Raw genomic sequence first — 19,408 nt, forward strand, 5'->3', positions numbered from 1 at the left:
TGCGGACACCGTGCGGACAGCAAGTGCGGACACCCTGCGGACACCTCCCGCCCTCGCCAAATCCCTTACGCCACAAGGCTCCGTGGCCCATGCACCCGCCTCACACCCGACAGGGGAATTGAGGAAGGGGGAGCCAAGTGTCCGCACTGCGGCCTCGTGCGCGCGAGGAGGTGTCCGCACTCCGGGGGTGCGGACACCAGAAACCCCAGCAGCAGCAGGGGCTGGCGGGGTGCGGACAGCGCGTGCGGACAGCGTGCGGACAGCAGGTGCGGACACCATGCTGGGCAAGCTGGGCGACTGGCTCGGCGCGGACGACGTGCTGGGCGCGCTGCGGAAGGCTGAGGGGGCGACCCGGCAGCTGAGCGACAAGGAGCGGGAGCAGCGGCGGGCGGCGGCGAAGGCGCGCTGGGCGAACCACCAGGGCCGGGCGAAGACCGAGGGCATGGCGCCGGCGGGCAGCTCGGGCACCGAGGCGAAGCAGCTGCCGGGCGGGCCGACCAAGCGGATGACCTCCAGCTTGTATTCCCAGTACAGGGCACACAAGGACAGCGAGTTCGCGGACGTGACGCCGGAGGGCGGGCGCGCAGGGTTCAAGCAGTTCGGCTTCAAGCCGCAGCGTCCCGCCGCGATGAGCGAGGAAGCCTACACCCAGCTGGCGGCGTCGGCCGGGCGCACCGTGAAGGGCGTGCGCGAGCAGATCGCGGCCAAGGCGCAGGAGCGGCAGCTGATCCCGCCCGGCACCACCAGCCGGGACTACCGGGCCGCGCTGTCGCACGCGCAGCGCCTGGCGCTCCACGATGTCGGCCTCGGCTCCTACGACTTCCGCATGGAGGACGAGATGAAGGGCCGGATGAAGGGGATGGAGCAGTTCGTGCGCTATGCCCGGCGCCGGACCTATGCCGCCCTGCATGACGGCCACAAGGGCTCCTGGGCGCCGTTCAAGGCGGAGTTCGGCACCGAGTTCCCGGACAAGCGCGTTGACCTGCAGGGCAACACCCGGCGGCGCTTCTACCCGCACATGGAGCTGGTGCGGGCCGAGCGGGCGGTGAGGCTTGGATGAGTGTTTCACTCATGCCGACCGAGGCGGAGCGCATGAACATGCGCGCCCAGCTCGATGCCGCCTACCGCACCCTGATCCGGGTGGCGGCCGACCCCTGTGACCCTGGATGGGATCTGGTCTGGGAGGCCGGATACATCCTCAACCGCCCCCACGCTATGGACACCCCTGACCGCGAGCGCCTGTTCCATGATCGGGTCATGGAGCAGCTGGCGCAGTGCATCGATCGGACCCTGACATGAGCGCCTCTGACAACACCGCTTCCCGTGACCTCGCCGCGGCGGTGATGGGTGAGCCGGGCTTTTCCCAGATGGGCCGCACCTTCTCGATCCCCCTGGCCAGCCTGCTGGCCCCGGCCGAGCAGCCGAAGCTGGAGATCACGCACAAGGATGCCCCGGCCCCGAAGCTGACCGGCCTGCGGGCCAATGCCGGCAAGCCGCGCATGGACCTCGTGGCCCCCTCGATCATGACGGCCATCGCCACGGTCGCCGAGTTCGGGGCGCGGAAGTATGCCGCCCGGAACTGGGAGAACGGGATGGAGTACGGGAAGGTCTACGCCTCCCTGATGCGCCATCTGCTGGCCTGGTGGGAGGGTCAGGAGAACGACCCCGAAAGCGGCCTGCCGCACCTTCACCACGTCGCCTGGAACGCCCAGGCCCTGGTCGAATACGACCGTCGCCTGAAGGCCGGCACCCTGCCCGCCGAGGTGGATGACCGGCCAAGCACATCTCGCGGCTGACGTCCGCTGAGGAAACTAACAGTTTGCTCCCGCAACGACTGAGCGGGCACCCATCAAGTCACGGCCTGCACCGCACACGGTACACCCTGAAACGGGGGTTTAGGTGGACAGATCGACGTTCGCGGACTGCGGCACCGAGTATTGGCACTCGACGCTCCGCACGAAGCGGCCATCGTCCAGGCGGATCAGTGTCTCCCCTGGCGCTTCCGCATCATCCCTGACGATGGTGCCGCTCAGGCGGCGCGACGTGTCGTAGTTGAAGCAGACCTCAACCCGCTTGCCCAGGTGGGAGCCTTGCTTGGGGAAGCGGTCGAAGCCGACAGTTTGGACAACGCCCATGGGGCCTCCTGCGGGGGTTAGGGCTTCACCGGAGGCGGGCAGGGTGCCGGCCTTCAGGCGACGGTCGTATTCGACCAGGGCCTGGGCGTTCCAGGCGACGTGGTGAAGGTGCGGCAGGCCGCTTTCGGGGTCGTTCTCCTGATCAAGCAGGGTGCGCAGGGCAGTCGCGACATCCATGGATCGGCTCCTGGAGTGGGGTTTGGGGCCTACACGCCGTCTTGCTCGTTGGACGTGAGAGCTTGGGCCGGCATCTCGCCGTCCTCGTATGCCTCACGCCAGCATTCCTCGCCGGTCTGCTCCACCAGCGGCTTGCCCTGGTATCCGCGCGCAGCGGCTTCGGCATTCAGCGCGGCGAGCCATTCGGGGAAGGTCATTCAGGATCTCCTAGATCATAGCCTGAAACGCAAAAGGCCCCCGGCGCTGCCTCCGGGGGCCTCTGCGAACCACCTGCTCGGGGTTCGTGTCCGACATGTCGATGTGTAGGACAGGCCCAGATTACACATCCGGCCTGAAACGCAAAACCCCTCTCAGCCGTGGGCGGTGCTGAGAGGGGCCATGTGCGCTCGGACAAGAAACATGATCGGACCGGGTAGCCCTACCATGCGGCACGCGCACCATGCGGCGCGGCGGCACCGGGCGCAATCCCTGACCTGAAATCCTGCTGACGATTTCAACCCTTCGGCGGCGTCACAGCGGAATGTGGCGCCCCTTGAACGTCCCCGTCCGACATTCGGTAAGTGTGCGTTATCGGATTTGAAAAGATCACAGCGCTGCAAACGAACGTTGAAGATAAGACGTTGTGTACGACGGATCGATACAACCGCCATACTGCGTGCGATTGAGACACGTGCCAACGCCCGTGTGCATGTCACGGTACAAGACATCTTGCATCGCAATGTCGTGCCTTCCCTCATCAATCTGGAAGACAACAGAGGGCACAACGCCTGATCGCAGAAGCGCTCCGGCTTCGTCTCAGCGCACGACAACTAGTCGTCCTGGATGAGCTGGCTCGTGTGCACGACGAGCTTCCTTCGCAGGAGCGATCAACCGGGTCCATGCCGCATTCAGGCGATAGTCCAATCGGCTGCCACTTGCCCTGTTCAAAGCGAAGCTGATCGAGATCTGGTCTAATCTACCAGACGCTCTGCTGAGCGAGGCGCTGATAAGCGGCGTCTATCCCGCTGTTGCTGCGCCACGACGGGACGAATGCAGAGCTTGATGCCAAACGCGGTGAGCGCCTGACCAAAGGGGTTGTCGTCATGACCTCCGTCGCCGATCAAGCTTCAGGCGGGCGGACAAGCAGCGAGCATCAATGCCGCGCCTTGGGGGCTGCTCATCTGAATGCCCGCTTAGGAATGGTCATGGATGGCAAGCTGCCTCAGGTGAAGCGCCTATATCGATGCGAACTTTGATTTAGGATCAGGACCTATTAACGGGCCCTTTGAGGTTTGATCCGGCTGTGATTCCATGGCGGCCGGAGGTGCTTCGATGGCTGACCTGTTCTGGCCCACGAAGGCACAGATCGAGCGGATCTCGCATTACTTCCCGCTCTCGCATGGTGTGCCGCGGGTGGACGACCAGCGGGTCGTCAGCGGCATCATCCACGCTGTCCGCAATGGGCTGCGCTGGCGCGATGCGCCTGCCGAACACGGCCCGCACAAGACCCTCTACAATCTCTTCATCCGCTGGAGCCGCATGGGTGTGTTCAACCGCATCTTCGCGGGGCTGGCTGGGCGTAAGGGTCAACCTGACCGGCTGATGATCGACGCCACTCACCTCAAGGTGCACCGTACAGCAGCCAGCCTGCTCAAAAAGGGGCTGTTCCCCATCGTATCAGGCGTATCAAGGGCGGGCTGAACTCCAAGCTGCACGCGATCTCGGATGGGCATGGCCGCCCACTGATCATGCTGCTCTCCGAAAGTCAGATGAGCGACCATAGGGGCACAGCGCTGATGCTCAGCGCCTTGCCACCCGCCCGCGTCCTGATCGGCGACAAGGGCTACGACAGCAATCGCTTCCGCCAAGCTCTGGCCGGTCGCGGCATTGAGCCCTGCATTCCGTCACGCCGCAATCGCAAGCAGCGCATCCTGCATAACAGGAAGCTCTACCGCCAGCGACACCGCATCGAGAACATGTTCGGCCGGCTCAAGGGTACGAGGCACTGCCTCGGACCGCCGCATCGCCATGCGCTATGACCGATGCGCCCCCACCTTCATGTCCGCCATCTACCTCGCCGCCACCATGCTCTTCTGGATCAATGAGTCCTGAGCCTAGCCCGCCTCTTGGCCACCATGGACGTCACGATGCTTCTGGTGGTGGCGCAGACAATCCTGATGAGCGTAGCGCTGCTTCTCCTCTGCCGGGTGCAACGACGCATCGACCGGATGCTGAAGTTGGTCCGAAGATAGGAAGAACGGCTGGATGCTGACTGACCATGCAAGGGGTCATGATCAGCTAACCAATCTGGTCCGCGTTTCAGATGCTGGAGATCGAATATAATCCTTTCTTTGATTTTCTATCCTGAGTTGATTCGTTCGTTTGCGCGAATTGTTCAGCTTCAGATGGATTGACGGAATTTCATGAACGTCGGAGCTTTTCCTTCTGCGAGTTGACCGAATGCCGGCACCGGGCCGGTTTGCTGCCCGCAGCAGGATACGATGATGGCTTCTTCCCGCTTCGTCTTCATCAACGGCACGGCCACGACCGGACTTGAGCTCTGGGTGGCCGACAGCGAGTTCGGCGAGCGCCGCCTGCTCAAGGACATCAATCCAGGGTCCAGTGGTTCGGATCCGAGCCAGCTGACCCGGCTGCCGGACGGCAAGATCCTCTTTGTCGCAAATGACGGCATCCACGGCCGCGAGCTCTGGATCACCGATGGCACCGCGGGCGGAACCAGGATGCTGCGGGACATCGGCCGTGGCGACGGAACCCGTGGCCCCGAGAACCTGACCGTGCTGCCGAGCGGCCTGGTGGCGTTCACCGCCGACGATGGCCGGGCTGGCCGCGAGCTCTGGGTGACGGATGGAACCTTTGCCGGCACCAGGCTCCTGAAGGACATCTTTGCCGGGGCCACGGCCTCGAACATCTCTGACCTGATCGTGCTGCCCAATGGCAGGCTGCTGTTCATGGCCAATGATGGCGTGCACGGCACGGAGATGTGGTCGACCGACGGCACGGCAGGGGGAACCCAGCGCCTCACCGATGCGGTACCCGGGTCCGGAAGCTCCAGCATGCAGTTCTCCCGCATCGACGGTGAAGGCAACGCCTACTTCCGGGGCGACGATGGGCGTGACGGAAGCCCCTCGGACGACTGGAGACTCGCCTTTGGCGAGTGGCGCACCGACGGCACGGTGGAGGGCACCGTCAAGGTTTCAGACAGTGCCCCTGTGACAATGTGGGGAACGCCGGTCGGCACCGAGGGCGATCGTTGGGTGGTGAAGGAGTTCTACACGGGTCCGAACAGCGACCGTGACTTCATTCAGGCGCTCTACGTGACCGACGGCACGCGCGAGGGCACCCGGATCATCCTGGACCGCACTGGCTCGCCCGGAGCACCCTCCGACCTCTACGCCCTCGGCAACGGCCTGGTCGTCTTTCCGCAGGACAGGGATCTTTACGTCACCGATGGCACGGCGGCGGGCACCCGGATCATCGCCGAGGGCAGCCTGACGGGCTACTGGGCACAGAATTTCCTGGTGCTCCCGGATGGCCGGGCCCTGTTCGTCAATGGCGACAACTTCACCGTTTCCGACAGGCCCGGAGAGTTCGGTCACTACACCACCTCGGACCTGTGGATCACCGATGGCACCGAGGCGGGTACCCGCCTGGTGTCAGCCATGAGCGCCGACAACCCCAGGACGCTCCCAGGCACCGCATCAATGCTGGACGACCACACCGTCGTGCTGACGTCCAGGGAGACGCCGAGCAGTGCCTACATGACCTGGAAGATCGACCTCGACACCGGTCTCGTCGAGCGGCTGCGGGACGTCCAGGCCTGGAACGGTGATGCCCAGGCAGTCGCGGTGGGCGATGGCGGGCATACAGTGCCCGAGGTTCCCGGCACGCCCGGGCCGGACGCGCCGTCCGAGCCCGAGCAGCCCGGCCCTGTGCCGCCGAAGCCGCTGGCCGGCTACATCTTCGTCAATGCCGAGGGAACCCATGGCAAGGAGATCTGGGTGGCCGACAGCCAGTTCGGCGAGCGCCGCCTGCTCAAGGACATCAACAATGGCCTGAAGGGCTCCGACCCGACCGAACTGACCACCCTGTCCAACGGCAAGGTGGTGTTCGTCGCCAATGACGGCATCCATGGCCGGGAGCTCTGGATCACCGATGGCACCGAGGACGGCACCCACATGCTGCGCGACATCGGCCGCGGTGACGGCACCTATGGCCCGACTAACCTGGTGGCGACGGATGACGGACGGGTGTTCTTCACTGCCAGCGACGGCCTCACGGGCTACGAGCTCTGGGTGACGGATGGAACCCATGACGGCACGCGCCTGGTGACCAACCAGGCGCAGGGCCCTGACAGCGCGCACCCGTCGGCGGTGGTCGCGCTGAATGGCGGGAAGTACATCTTCTCCTCCGCGACCGGCCTGACCGGACGGGAGCTGTGGGTCACCGACGGCACCGAAGAAGGCACGACCCTGATCCAGCGGGTTCCCCGCACGGAGCTGCTCAACATGGGCGAGATCACGGTGTCGGCGGATGGCACCAGGGCCATCATCAGCACGGATTTCGGGGCGTTCGTCACCGACGGAACCGCGGAAGGCACCACCTGGCCAGGTGGCCGGTTCGGGCAGCAGGACTACTACGCTGTCGAGGGCAGCCGCTGGGTCTTCGCCGATTTCGACCGGACAATGGCCAACACCTACGAGGAGTCGCTCTTTGTCACCGACGGCACCGCCGAGGGAACCCTGAAGCTGCTCGATCCGACGGAACAGACCATCGGCGGCAAGCATTCCGGCGAGACCAAGCTGACGGAGCTCGGCAATGGCCTGGTGATCTTCCAGGGCGGTCGTGACCTCTACGTCACCGATGGCACCAAGGGCGGCACCCAGGTGATCGCGGACGATGTCCTGACCTTCAGCCCCCTGACTGATTTCGTTTCCCTGGGTGACGGGCGGGCGTTGTTCCTGAACCAGGAAGGCAACCCTCTCGTACCGGCCAGGGCTGATCTCTGGGTCACCGATGGCACGTCGACCGGCACCATCCGGATCGCCGGCAGCCAGACCTGGAATGCGGGCCACCTGCCCGACCACGTCAACGTCCTCGCCGACGGCAGCGTGGTGTTCTCGGCGGCGTCCATGGACGGCAATCCCAACGCCGTCTGGAAGGTCAACATGTATGCCGGCGGGCTGCAGCGGCTGGACAACATGCAGAACTGGTCGGGCGAGTTCCGGCCGACCGAAGCGGCTGGGTTCGGCGGGCAGGATATCTGGGCCTGACGCCGGGCGCGGATGCAGGGAACGGTGTCAACGACACCGTCCCTCGTCCGCGACGCTGCTTGGGTTCGGCCTGAACAGCCGTCGCACTTCCTCCGTCCAGGCGCTGCGGGGCTTCAGCGGCTCCTGTGACGGATCAGCGCGTCAGGTCGGCGCTGGACGGACCCCGGCAGCTCCGACTCACGGCGCAGCATGGCAAATGCCGCCGCGCTCCTGGCCTACGCATCGCCCCTGTCTTCGCGGAAAGTTGGTGGGGCTCCCCTTCAAGCTCAGTTTAGGTTGGACGAACCTGCCTGAGGGAGCCCCGTTCCGGATGCCCAGTCTCGACAACCGCTTCCTGCTCGCCGCCGTGGTCGACCGCATCATCTACGGCCAGGAAGACACCTTCCGGCACGAGGACGCCGCGGAACTGCTGCGGCAGATGCCGGCGCCGAGCCCCTGGCGCCAGCTTCGTCTGCCGATCGACCTCAAGGTCGAGGGTAGCATGCCGGGCAGCCGGATGAGCGGCAGCGCCGCCGGCCTCGGCGATGTCTCGGTGCAAGGCGACCGGCGCAGCTTCGCCTATGACAGCCAGGCGGGCCGCACCGTGCGGGTCGGCCAGTGGAAGCTGCGGCACTCCGCCGGCTTCTGGGAGGCACTCCGCGGCAAGGCGACCATCGCGATCGTGCAGGCCATGGGTGAAGCCGCCAAGGAAGGGCGCGCCGCTGTGATGGTCTACCAGCATGGCGAGCCGGTCGAGCTGCTTGGCTTCCGGGAGAAGAGGAACGCTCTCGGCCAGTTCGCCATCATCGTCTCCAAGGCGCTGCCCTGGAAGACGCCGGTGGAAGGAGAGGCCATCGAGCCCGGCTACGAGGTCGAGGCACCGCGCGGCAAGGATGGCGGGATGTCCCGGCTCGCCGCGTGACAGCGTTGACCGGACAACGTCCCAACAAGGCTCGATCAGGCTTTCGTGCCACTCTCGCCGAATATTACCTGGCGCCATGGTCGGCGCTGAGGCGCGGCAAGCCCGGCGAGGACCGGGCCTTGTTCGCCTTCATGAGCGCCGTCTTGTGGTTCATGTCGCTCGGGCTGCTGGCCATGGTCGTGGTTCTCGGGGTCTTCATCACCGATGTCGTGGGTCGGCCGACCGAGCGGATGGAGGGCGTCGTCGTGAGCCGAAATTGGCGTGCCGCCTCCGCTTCCGTGACTCCTGCCGCCGTGGTGACGACAAGCGGTCAGGTCGGCACCGCCGTGGTACCGACCACCGATCCCGAGCGCTACGAGGTCTGCCTGCAGCTCGAGGATCAGCGGCCCTGTGCCGCGGTGCGGCCGGCGCATTACGAGACGCTCCGGCCCGGTAGCCAGGTTGCCGCTCTGGTGCGACGTGGCCGCCTGACGGATCGCATCCGGATCAGCCGCGTGCTGGACCGAGGGGAGTAGCCAGGCGCTGCCTGCCTGGTCAGCCGGTCGCACTCTCACCGAGATCCTGCCGCTCGCCCCTGGCCACGATCCGCATCAGGTCGTGGATCGCCTGCGGGCTTGAGGCCATGGCGTAAAGGTTACAGATGTGGACGGCCCCCCGCTTGCCAGGCACGTGCAGACTTTTGACCGTATCGCTTGCTATCAGATGTCCGGCCTGTTTGCGCAGGAAAAATCCTGCTGGCCAAGATGGTATTCGCTACGCGCGTTCCAAACACATCGGCGACATTGAGGTGCCAGTGTAACCTTCGGATTATCGCACGTACCGACCGATAGGTCATTCCCATCTACGCGTTCTTGCAAGTTCGGTCAGCAATCCGATGAGCAATCTCGCGTGCCCTTCGGCGCCGAAACGGAGTTCAGGCAGGCAGCGCTTCTGGTGCTCGGTTATAGACGCCGCCAGATATCATCAGTCGCCACGCTATGCGGGCGAATTTGTTTGCAAGCGCGACGGCTACAAGCTTCGGCGGCTTCCGCTGCATGATGGCGGCGAGCCAGGGCGACGCCTGGGTCCGGCCTTTGCGGACATGCCGCAGCAGTGCGGTTGCGCCGACGATCAGTGTCGATCGGATAGATGGATCGCCAGCCTTGGTGATGCCGCCCAGACGTGTTCTTCCTCCGGTCGAATGGTCCTTCGGCGTCAGTCCGAGCCAGGCGGCGAACTGGCGGCCAGAGCTGAACCCCTCTGCTGGAGGTGCCTTCATGCTCAGCATGGTGGATCCGATCGGGCCGATACTGGGGATCGTCGCGATGCGACGGCTGAGCTCATCGTCGCGGTGCCACCTCATGAGCTTGGCGTCGATCTCCTCGAGGCGTGCTTCGACAGCGGCGTACTCCTTGGCTTGAAAGGCAAAGAGCTCACGAGCCAGTTCAGGCAAGCTGTTCTCCTCAAGGATCCGTTTGATCAGCGCATTCACATTCTGGCGCCCTGCCGGGCCGACGATCCCGAATTCGGCGGCATAGCTCCTGATGGCGTTGGAGAGCTGCGTCTTCACGCCGACCAAGCGCTCTCGCACAGTCATCAACATGCACGCCGCCTGACGCTCGCCGGACTTCACCGGGACAAACCGCATCGTGGGTCTGGTGACCGCTTCGCAGAGCGCCTCAGCATCGGCCGCGTCGTTCTTTCCGCGCTTTACGTAGGGCTTCACGTACTGCGGCGGGATCAGCCTTGCCTCATGGCCAAAAGACTGCAGGACGCGTGCCCAGTGGTGCGCGCTGCCACAAGCTTCGATGGCCACCAGCGCAGGCGGCAGCTTCTCGAAGTAGCGGATCATCTCGCTGCGTCGGAGCTGACGGCGAAGGACAACTGCCTCGTTCTCGTCGACGCCGTGAAGCTGGAACACGGACTTGGCCGTATCCATGCCGATGCGGATTGGTGTGGCCATCTTGCTCTCCTCCCGTTGGGCCCTGACGCCTGAGCGCCATGGAACCTGTGGTCTGAGAGGCCGTCCACACCAACACAAAGCCCGCTGCCTCCATCGTCCTGCGAGCACAACGCGATGACGCGTTGATCGTCCCCCGTTCCGGCTGATCCGGGCGTGCTCGGGAATGCTGTCCAACCCGATCACCCGCCGCTGCGGCCTGGATGTCAACCGCTTTGTGTTCTTGATTCGTTCTCATAGTCTCCCTTAGCGTCAAGCCCATGGCCGAGCCCCTCCCCCCGCCGATCCCGCTGCCTCCCGGCCTCTCCGCCGCCTCATCGGACGAGGTGGCCGACGCCCTGGCCTACGCGTTGCGCTACGACGAGCGCGGCAAGCCCCGCCCCTCCGGCGGACAGCTGGTGGCCAGCCTCGCCGCCGAGCACCTGGTGAAACACCTGGAGCGCTCCGGCTTCCTGGTGCTGAAGCTGCCGCCGGCCCGGCTGCACAGCGCCGGCTAGGGGCTCTCGCCATGCCGGCTTCCCCCGCCGTGCTGCAAGATCTCCGGGCCACGCTCGCCCGCATCGAGCGCGGCCTTCCGGGCGACCCGCCGCCGCCCCTTTCCCTGTGTCCCGCCATCGACGCCCACCTGCCGGAGGGTGGGCTGGCCCGCGGCGAGCTGCACGAGATCCAGGCCGCCGATCCTGGGGCAGGCCTGGGCTTCTGCGCGCTGATCCTCGGCCGCCTGGCCGGCCCGGTGCTGTGGATCGGCCCCGGCGGCGCCGACGGCGTCTGGGCGCCCGGGCTGCAAGGCTTGGGGCTCGGCGCCGAACGGTTGCTGCTGGCGCGGTACCGGCAGCCGGCGGACGGGCTTTGGGTGCTGGAGGAGGCGCTGCGCTCGCCCGCCCTGGGTAGCGCGGTGCTGCAACTCGACCGCCTCGACATGACCGCCTCGCGCCGCCTGCAGCTGGCCGCCGAGGGTTCTTCGCGGGTCGGGCTGCTGCTGCGCTCGGTTGCCGAGCACGGCCCCTCCAGCGCGGTGACCCGCTGGCGGGTCAGTTCTTTGCCCGATGTTCAGGCCCGTCCCCGCTGGCAGTTGGACCTGCTGCGCTGCCGCGCCGGGCGCCCGGCCGCGTGGACGGTGCAGGTCGAGGCGGGGGTGCTGCGGGTCGAGGGGATCGCCGCCCGGGCGTTGTCCGCATGAGCCGCCGGTATCTCGCCCTGGTGCTGCCGTTGCTGCCGCTCGACCGGCTGCGCCGCCAGCAACCCGAATTGGCGGGCCGGCCCCTGGCGGTCTGGGGCATGATCGGCAACCGTCGGCTGCTCACTGCCACCGATGCCCCCGGCCTGTTCGTTGGCCAGGCGCTGGCCGACGCCCAGGCCATCCTGCCGGAGCTGGTGCTGGTTGAGGCCGACCCGGCGGCCGATGCCGCGCTGCTGGAGCGGCTGGCGCTCTGGACGCTGCGCTTCACGCCGCTGGCGGCGGTGGATGGCCAGGACGGGCTGCTGCTCGACACCACCGGCGTCGACGGGCTGTTCGGCGGCGAGGACGCCTTGCTGGCCAGCGTGCTCGAAGGCTTCCGGTCGGGTGGCTACCGGGTGCTCGGCGCCGTGGCCGGCACGCCGGGCTGCGCCGCCGCCCTGGCGCGCTGCAGCCCCCGGCCGCTGGTGCTGCCGCCCGACAACGAGGCCGCCGCCCTGGCGCCGCTGCCCTTGTCCGCCCTGCGGCTGCCCGCGGACACCATCCAGGCCCTGGCCCGGCTCGGCCTGCGCCGGGTGGGCGAGCTGCTGCGCCAGCCGCGCGGTCCGCTGGCGCGGCGCTTCGGGCGCGCCCTGCTCGACGCGCTGGACGACGCCACCGGAGACCGGCCGCGCCCGATCCGGCCGGTGCGCCCGCCGCCGGTGTTCGCTGCCGCCCGCAACCTGCTGGAGCCCATCGTCACCCGGCCGGCCATCGACCACGTCTTGCAGGTCCTGCTGGCCGAGCTCTGCCAGACCCTGGAACAGGCTGGCCAGGGCGCGCGGCGCCTCGCCCTGCGCGCCGACCGGGTGGACCGGATGGTGCAGGAGGTGGCGATCGGTACCGGCGCCGCCTCGCACGCGTCCGCTCACCTGTTCCGGCTGTTCCGCGAGGTGCTGGATCGGCTGGAGCCGGATCTCGGCTTCGAGCGGATGGTGCTGGAGGCCACCGCCACCGAGCCGATGCCGCAAGCGCAGCCTGGCCTGGATCGCGGCGACGGCAGTGCCGCCTCGCGCCCGGAGGCGCTGCCCGAGCTGCTCGACGCGGCCGGGCAGCGCATCGCCCTCACCCGGCTGCGGCCGCTGAACGGCCACTGGCCGGAATACGCCGCCGTGCCGGCCGAGCCCTACGCGGTGCCCGCCGTGCCGCCCGGCTGGGACCACGCCGTCCGGCCGGTGCGGCTGCTGGGCACGCCGCTGGCCATCGCCGTCACCGCCCTCGTGCCGGACGGCCCGCCGGTGCAGCTGCGCTGCGGCTCCCGGCTCTACCGCGTGCTGGCGGCGCTGGGGCCGGAACGGCTGGAGCCGGAATGGTGGGGCGCCGACGAGCACCGCCCGGCACGCGACTATTACCGGGTGCAGACCGCCGAGGGTCCGCGGCTGTGGATCTGCCGGCTGCGCGAGGCGCGGGCGGGTGGCGAAGCACCGCGATGGTTCCTGCACGGCGAGCTGGCCTGAGCCGTGAGTGCCGGCTACGCGGAGCTGGCCGCCCGCTCCAACTTCTCGCTGCTCGACGGCGCCTCGCACCCGACGGAGCTGGTGCTGACCGCCCGGGCGATCGGCCATGCCGGCTTGGGGATCTGCGACCGCAACAGCCTGGCCGGGGTGGTGCGCGGCCACGTCGCCGCCCGGGAGGCCAACCTGCCTTTCGTCGTCGGCTGCCGGCTCGCGCTGGAGGATGGCTCGGAATGGCTGGCTTGGCCGACCGACCGCCAGGGCTACGGCCGGCTGACCACCCTGCTGTCGCGCGGCCGCATGCGGGCGCCGAGCGGTGCCTGCCGCATCGGCCTGGAGGAGATGCTCGAGCACGCCGCGGGCTGGGCGCTGGCGGCGGTCCCGCCCCGCCGGCCGGAGGCGGGCTTCGCGGCGCGGTTCGCGGCCGTGGCGCAGCGCCTGGCGGGAACCCTGGCCCTGCCGCTGTTCTGCGCCGCCGCCCGCTATCTCGACGGCGGGGACGGCGAGCGGATGGACTGGCTGGGCCAGGTGGTGGCAGGGGCCGGGCCGCACGGCGCCCTGCTGGCCTGGAACGACGTCCGCTACCACCACCGGCGCCGCCGGCCGGTGGCCGACCTGCTGAGCGCCATCCGCCTGGGCTGCACGGTGGAGGCGCTGGGCCGGCGCGCGGAGCCGAATGCCGAGCGCTGCCTCAAGCGTCCCGCCACCATGGCCCGCCTGTTCCCCGACCATCCCGAGGCGCTGGACAACACGCTGCACGTCCTGGAGGCGGCACAGGGCTTTTCCCTGGATCAGCTGCGCCACGAATACCCCGACGAGATCCTCGAGCCCGGCCGCACGCCGCAGCAGACCCTGACCCGGCGGGTGGATGAGGCGGCCCGGGAACGCTGGCCGCGCGGCGTGCCATCCGACATCCAGGCCCGCATCGACCACGAGCTGCGGCTGATCGAGCAGCTCGGCTACGCCCCCTACTTCCTCACCGTGCACGAGGTGGTGCGCTTTGCCCGCGGCCAGGGCATTCTCTGCCAGGGGCGCGGCTCGGCGGCCAACTCCACCTGCTGCTACGTGCTGGGCATCACCGCCGTCGACCCGGCCAAGCACGACCTGCTGTTCGAGCGTTTCGTTTCCGCCTCGCGCAACGAGCCGCCGGACATCGACGTCGACTTCGAGCACGAGCGGCGCGAGGAGGTGATCCAGCACATCTACCAGCGCTACGGCCGCGACCGCGCGGCGATCGCCGGCACCGTGATCCGCTACCGCGCCCGCTCCGCCATCCGCGAGGTGGGCAAGGCGATGGGGCTGTCCGAGGACATCACCGCCCGGCTGGCCAAGGCCTCGTGGGGACCCGGGCGCGAGCAGACCCTGCCGGAGCTGGCCGCCGGGCTCGGGCTGGACCCCAAGGATACGCGGCTCGGCTGGACGCTGCAGCTCGCCGAGGAGATCCAGGACTTCCCGCGCCACCTGGCCACCCATGTCGGCGGCTTTGTCATCAGCCGCGGGCCGCTGACCGCGCTGGCGGTGATCGGCAACGCCGCCATGGAGGGGCGGACGGTGCTGGAATGGGACAAGGACGACATCGACGCGCTCGGCCTGCTCAAGGTCGACATCCTGGCGCTGGGCATGCTGTCGATGCTGCGGCGCGGCTTCCAGCTGCTCAGGCGGCACCACCGCAAGGATTTCGACCTGGCGGGCGTCCCCCGCGACTGCCCGGAGACCTACGCCATGCTGCGGCGGGCGGACAGCGTCGGCGTGTTCCAGGTGGAGAGCCGGGCGCAGATGAACATGCTGCCCCGGCTGCGGCCGGAGAAGTTCTACGATCTAGTCATCCAGGTGGCGATCATCCGGCCGGGCCCGATCCAGGGGGACATGGTGCATCCCTATCTGCGGCGCCGCTGGGGGCTCGAGCAGCCGGTCTACCCGAGCCCCTCCCCCGAGCATGGGCACCGGGACGAACTCAAGGACGTGCTCAAGCGCACCCTCGGCGTGCCGCTGTTCCAGGAGCAGGCCATGCGGGTGGCCATGGTGGCGGCCAGGTTCAGCCCCGAGGAGGCCGACAAGCTGCGCCGGGCCATGGCGACCTTCAAGCACACGCAGGGGGTCAGCGAGTACCGCGACCGGCTGGTCGGCGGCATGGTGGCCCGGGGCTATGACCCGGCGCTGGCCGAGCGGGTGTTCAAGCAGCTGGAAGGCTTTGGCAGCTATGGCTTTCCGGAAAGCCACGCCGCCTCCTTTGCGCATCTGGCCTATGCCAGCAGCTGGCTGAAGCGCTGGCACCCGTCGGTGTTTGCCGCCGCACTGCTGAACGCGCAGCCGATGGGGTTCTACGCGCCCGCGCAGATCGTCAGAGATGCCCGGGAGCACGGCGTCGCGGTACGGCCGGTGGACGTCAACCGCAGCGACTGGGACTGCACGCTGGAGCCGGAGGCGGACAGCGCCGAGGGATTGGCGCTGCGTCTCGGGCTGCGGCAGGCGGCGGGGCTGGCCCGGGCGGAGGCCGAGCGGCTGGTGAAGGCGCGGGAAGCGGGTAACCAGTCGCCGTTCTCGTCCGTCGAGGAGGTGGTGCGGCGCGCCGAGCTCAGCCGCAAGGCGACGGAGGCGCTGGCGGCGGCGGATGCCTTTGCGGGGATGGGGGTGCCGCGGCGCCAGGCGATCTGGGCGGCCCGGGGCGTCGAGAAGGACGTGCCGCCCCTCCTCCAGCTGGCGGCCCGCAGCGCGGCCGCGGGCGAGCCGCCGCTGCTGCCCGAACCAGGGCCGGAGCTACCGCCGGAGCATAACGGTCAGAAGGTCGTGCTCGACTACCTGGCCACTGGCCTGACGCTGGGGAAGCACCCGCTGGCGCTGCTGCGGCCACAGCTCCAAGCCCTGGGCTGCCGGGACACCAGGGAGATCGACGCGCTGCCGCAGGGCAAGCGGCTCCTGCTGGCCGGGCTGGTGCTGATGCGGCAGCGGCCGGGCACCTCCAAGGGCGTCGTGTTCATCACCATGGAGGACGAACACGGGCAGGCGAACCTGGTGACCTTCGCCAACATCGTCGACCGCGACCGGGCGGCGCTGATCAATGCGCGGCTGCTGCTGGTGCACGGCAAGATCGAGCGGGAAACCGAGCAGGCCGAGGTGCCGGTGACGCACATCATCGTGGAACAGCTGACCGACCGAACGGATCTGCTGCAGGGGCTGAGCGCGGCGGAACCGGCGGATTGGGGTGCGGCGGTGCTGGGGCGGGCAGATGAGGTTCGGCGACCGGAGCCGGGGTCAAGAAGGCCGGCGTTGAACCTGAAGAGCCGGGATTTTCAGTGAGTGACGGCGGCATGGCTTCTCGTGCGAGGTCGTCCAGGCCCACATTGGGTAGGTTCGCGGTAGTTCCTGAGGTGAGGAACGGCATAACCAAATTTAATAGACTGAACAGCGTGTACCAGGGCAACGGCGAGAACGGCGTCTCACCTCCCTATGCTCGGATCACCAACGTGTAATTCAGTCACGCAAAAAACCGCGCTGAGGCAGCGTAACATTTCGATTTAAAATTCAACCATTTTGATACTGTAACTATTCAGTAGCTCGTGCTGTGCTTCTCCCGTTCAGTCCTTGTAGCGTTACCTCATTCTACAATGGGTGGCGGTGGAGAAACGTTCACATGAGCGGATCAGACGACATCAAGCAAGAAGACAAGGTCGAGCAGGAGAGCCCGGCGGAAGTGACGCGCAGATACAACTTGCCGGGTCCGCAGATCGAACCGGGCGCCGCCTTCTGGGCGGATCGGGGAAAACGAATAGCCGTCGTCGAGGTCGATGCCCTGCCCGATGGAACGATGCTTCCCTATGACCGAGATCCGGAAGCGATCGAGGCCGACATCCGCGAATTGATCTATCTGGCCGAGAAGCGGGACGAGCAAGGGCTGGTTATCGCAGGGGGCACCTTCGAGGGCCGGATCCGGGAGCCTCTCAGCAAGTTTCTTTACCTGCGGCCGGCACCGCTTGGCGCCATTTTCAACGTGACAGTCGACCAGCCGAAGGTGACCGACCTCTTCACCCAGTGCGGCCCGTCGACGCCGCTCGTTCAAACCGGGCGGGAGCTTGCGCGCCTGTTCGAAGACGAAACGCCCGGCCTACTGCACCGCCATGCGCTGAACTGCCTGCTGTTCCGCAGCAACATTTCTCCGCCGCGGCAGGCGCGGATCTGGATGGCGCTCGACGTGACCATCTACAGCGCCCTGCTCGCAGCATGGCATTTCAAATGGGCCAACATCAACGGCAAGGGGCATCCCGATTTCGAGCGTGTTTACCGGGAGCGCCCGATTGAGTACGAGATCCGTCGCGCTGCCCAGATGCGAAGCCAGCCCCGGTTTGAGGTCCTCTACGACCGACAGGTGAGGGCAGACGGCACGGGTGACGGCGCACCGCGCTGCAACGATCCCAACGTGCCGTCACCCGGCTCGCCCCGGCATCCGGCCTATCCATCCGGCCACAGCACCTATAGCGCCGCCGCCAGCGAGGTCCTCACCTATTTCTTCCCCGACGAGCGAGCGGAGTTGGAGCGACTGGCCGACAATATTGGCATGGCCCGTCTCTGGTCGGCCGTGCACTGGCGCGACGATCACAAGGCAGGCCGGGCGCTTGGCCTGGCCGTCGCGGAGCGGATCAAAGCCCAGCTAATCGACGATCCGGTAAGGCAGTTGACTTCGGACAATCTCAAACCGAGGCCGTGCGACACGACGCCCCGCCCCGACTTCCAGCAGGTGCGCGCCGACGGGCGAAAGATCCGCAATCCAGGGAACCCGAAGAACCCGCACCAGGACGAAATCCCCCCCAGGCCGGAAGGCGTCGCCGATATTCAGGGCTCGCAGCGCGGCGCGCTGTAGTCCTGTTGATGCCGGGCGGCATCATCTGACGCCCTAATGAGAGGCCCCTTCCCGTGAAGGGGCTTCCCGCCGCTAACCGTGGCCTTCTCTGAGGGGCCCCTGTCCGCTCCTCTGTTGTTCTACGCGGGAAATACGCGCCGAAGATGCACTTCATGCCCTACGGGGCCCGGCTTAGGCGGGCGCTGGGCCGGTTCCTGTGGGCCGTGCCGGACTTCGAGTCACCGCGGGCATCCGGCGCCTCCGAGGCGGCGTCCCGAGCGAAGCCGGCCGTGAGCTCGGCGAGCCGTTCGACATCGACTTCGACGACGGCAGATATATCCGGCACCCGCCGAGAGCGTACTCATGACCGCGCCGCCCGCCAAGCGCGTACTTGCCCAGCCATCTCCTCAACGTGCCAGCCGAGTTGGTCGTACATCTGTCGCTCGTATTGCGTCCATGGCAGGTCGCGCTCGAGCAGGTCCACCTTCACAGGATCGTCCATGGTGAGCGGCGAGTAGATGAAGCCCACCTTGGCTTGTGGCACGGCGACGCCAATGACAGCCGCTGCTGGGGCGTCCGAGGCGATAGCAGCGTGGTGGAAGCTCCAGTCGCCGGTCTGCAGGTCGTTCTCGTCCTCGTAGATCGTGACGCCTGGGATGAATACGATCGGCTTCCAAGTGAAATGGAAATGGTGCCGCTTATAGACGTGCCCGTCCGGGCCAGCCTCTAGGCAAAGCGGGAAGCCGCCGACGCCAGTGCCAAGGTGAATGCGGTTGTTGGTAAAGACGTTCAAGAAATCGGCGCGAAAGGTGTCAGCGTTCTCCTTGCCGTCGTCGGTAGGCCTAAAGACGCGTAGCACCTCCGGCAGGATCGCGCCGTCGCCGATGCAGGTCTGCGGCAGAGGCTCCGATACGAGGCCGTCCCAGACGCGCCGCAGGTTCGCCGCGCCATAGTGCGAGGCGACGATGAACTCCACCTCGTGCTTGGCTTCCACTGTCGCTTGGCGCAGTACATCGTACAAGCGGGCAAGGTCACCGGAGCGGCATGTCGTGGCGATCTCTCGAATGGTGGTGAGCGCCAATCCCGACAGGCCCGCGTACGCGATGGTAAGCCGCTGATCAATATTGACGATCTTGAGCCGTCCCGGAACGGCGTCATCAATCCTGCGCTGACGCACCGGATCGCCGCTGACGCGCGGTGTATTAGTCCCGGTGCGCGGAGTGGTAATCATGGTATCGGAGACGATGGAGATATACTCGCCAAATTTCTTGGCGATCACAACGGTCATAGGGACTCCTTTGGCATAGGTGCTGATGGCATGAGCGGGCATGACGTCATCACGACTTTAGCGTTCCAATATCCCATGCAGCGTCAAATCCCACTCTGCGGCACGATAGCGGATTGGAGACAACTCTCATTGCAACGGGTTGCAATCTAGACCAGATGTCCGTCTGAGGCGGGCCGCCCCCGCCTCAGACGCAC

At 67.1% G+C, this 19,408-nt stretch carries 15 protein-coding genes and 1 pseudogene; 12 read left to right on the top strand and 4 right to left on the bottom strand.

The features are described 5' to 3' along the window. Positions 1-277: 277 nt before the first annotated feature. From ACFOD4_RS19325 to ACFOD4_RS19335, 3 genes are read left to right on the top strand one after another with little or no spacing between them, the layout of a single operon-like run. The gene (locus ACFOD4_RS19325) at positions 278-1,060 is read left to right on the top strand and encodes a hypothetical protein (RefSeq protein ID WP_379599092.1); all 783 of its coding nucleotides are present in this window, start codon (positions 278-280) and stop codon (positions 1,058-1,060) included. After that, positions 1,057-1,299: a hypothetical protein gene (locus tag ACFOD4_RS19330; RefSeq protein ID WP_379599094.1), complete on the top strand. Its 243-nt coding sequence runs from the start codon at positions 1,057-1,059 to the stop codon at positions 1,297-1,299. Before ACFOD4_RS19325 ends, ACFOD4_RS19330 begins: the two co-directional genes overlap by 4 nt. After that, positions 1,296-1,796 (top strand): dATP/dGTP diphosphohydrolase domain-containing protein, encoded by a 501-nt coding sequence (locus ACFOD4_RS19335; RefSeq protein ID WP_379599096.1) that lies wholly within the window; start codon positions 1,296-1,298, stop codon positions 1,794-1,796. Before ACFOD4_RS19330 ends, ACFOD4_RS19335 begins: the two co-directional genes overlap by 4 nt. Before the next feature lie 99 nt (positions 1,797-1,895). Here the strand turns inward: ACFOD4_RS19335 and ACFOD4_RS19340 are convergent, their stop codons facing one another. Both ACFOD4_RS19340 and ACFOD4_RS19345 read right to left on the bottom strand, forming a co-directional pair. Then, positions 1,896-2,312: a hypothetical protein gene (locus ACFOD4_RS19340; protein ID WP_379599098.1), complete on the bottom strand. Its 417-nt coding sequence runs from the start codon at positions 2,310-2,312 to the stop codon at positions 1,896-1,898. A 29-nt stretch (positions 2,313-2,341) separates the two neighbouring features. Next, positions 2,342-2,509 (bottom strand): hypothetical protein, encoded by a 168-nt coding sequence (locus ACFOD4_RS19345; protein WP_379599100.1) that lies wholly within the window; start codon positions 2,507-2,509, stop codon positions 2,342-2,344. Positions 2,510-3,623: 1,114 nt separating this feature from the next. Between ACFOD4_RS19345 and ACFOD4_RS19350 the strand changes: the two are divergent. From ACFOD4_RS19350 to ACFOD4_RS19365, 4 genes and pseudogenes are all read left to right on the top strand, one after another. Continuing rightward, positions 3,624-4,403 (top strand): annotated as a pseudogene (locus tag ACFOD4_RS19350) (IS5 family transposase). 392 nt (positions 4,404-4,795) lie between these two features. After that, positions 4,796-7,582: a hypothetical protein gene (locus tag ACFOD4_RS19355; RefSeq protein ID WP_379599102.1), complete on the top strand. Its 2,787-nt coding sequence runs from the start codon at positions 4,796-4,798 to the stop codon at positions 7,580-7,582. A 310-nt stretch (positions 7,583-7,892) separates the two neighbouring features. Then, positions 7,893-8,483 carry a hypothetical protein gene (locus ACFOD4_RS19360; protein ID WP_379599104.1) on the top strand — a complete coding sequence of 197 codons (591 nt, stop codon included), beginning with the start codon at positions 7,893-7,895 and terminating at the stop codon, positions 8,481-8,483. Continuing rightward, the gene (locus tag ACFOD4_RS19365) at positions 8,480-8,998 is read left to right on the top strand and encodes a hypothetical protein (protein WP_379599106.1); all 519 of its coding nucleotides are present in this window, start codon (positions 8,480-8,482) and stop codon (positions 8,996-8,998) included. Before ACFOD4_RS19360 ends, ACFOD4_RS19365 begins: the two co-directional genes overlap by 4 nt. 398 nt (positions 8,999-9,396) lie before the next feature. Here the strand turns inward: ACFOD4_RS19365 and ACFOD4_RS19370 are convergent, their stop codons facing one another. Continuing rightward, positions 9,397-10,425, bottom strand: a complete 1,029-nt coding sequence (locus ACFOD4_RS19370; RefSeq protein WP_379599108.1) for an IS110 family RNA-guided transposase — start codon at positions 10,423-10,425, stop codon at positions 9,397-9,399. A 257-nt stretch (positions 10,426-10,682) separates the two neighbouring features. Between ACFOD4_RS19370 and ACFOD4_RS19375 the strand changes: the two genes are divergently transcribed. The 5 genes from ACFOD4_RS19375 to ACFOD4_RS19395 all read left to right on the top strand — a co-directional run bounded on the left by ACFOD4_RS19375 (position 10,683) and on the right by ACFOD4_RS19395 (position 17,947). Continuing rightward, the gene (locus tag ACFOD4_RS19375) at positions 10,683-10,919 is read left to right on the top strand and encodes a hypothetical protein (RefSeq protein ID WP_379599110.1); all 237 of its coding nucleotides are present in this window, start codon (positions 10,683-10,685) and stop codon (positions 10,917-10,919) included. Positions 10,920-10,930: 11 nt separating this feature from the next. After that, entirely contained in the window at positions 10,931-11,602 is a 672-nt protein-coding gene (locus ACFOD4_RS19380; protein WP_379599111.1) for an ImuA family protein, read from the top strand. Next, on the top strand, positions 11,599-13,095 hold the full coding sequence (locus ACFOD4_RS19385) for a Y-family DNA polymerase (protein WP_379599112.1): 1,497 nt from the start codon (positions 11,599-11,601) through the stop codon (positions 13,093-13,095). The genes ACFOD4_RS19380 and ACFOD4_RS19385 overlap by 4 nt, the downstream gene beginning before the upstream one ends. A 3-nt stretch (positions 13,096-13,098) precedes the next feature. Then, a complete protein-coding gene (locus tag ACFOD4_RS19390; RefSeq protein WP_379599114.1) occupies positions 13,099-16,389 on the top strand; it encodes an error-prone DNA polymerase in 3,291 nt (1,096 codons plus the stop codon). Positions 16,390-16,723: 334 nt separating this feature from the next. Then, entirely contained in the window at positions 16,724-17,947 is a 1,224-nt protein-coding gene (locus tag ACFOD4_RS19395) for a phosphatase PAP2 family protein (protein ID WP_379599116.1), read from the top strand. A gap of 340 nt (positions 17,948-18,287) precedes the next feature. Here ACFOD4_RS19395 and ACFOD4_RS19400 read toward each other — a convergent pair whose 3' ends face one another. Then, on the bottom strand, positions 18,288-19,214 hold the full coding sequence (locus ACFOD4_RS19400; RefSeq protein WP_379599118.1) for a hypothetical protein: 927 nt from the start codon (positions 19,212-19,214) through the stop codon (positions 18,288-18,290). Between the last annotated feature and the right edge of the window lie 194 nt (positions 19,215-19,408).

This window comes from Teichococcus globiformis (genome assembly GCF_042646265.1).
GTDB classification, from domain to species: Bacteria; Pseudomonadota; Alphaproteobacteria; order Acetobacterales; family Acetobacteraceae; genus Pseudoroseomonas; species Pseudoroseomonas globiformis.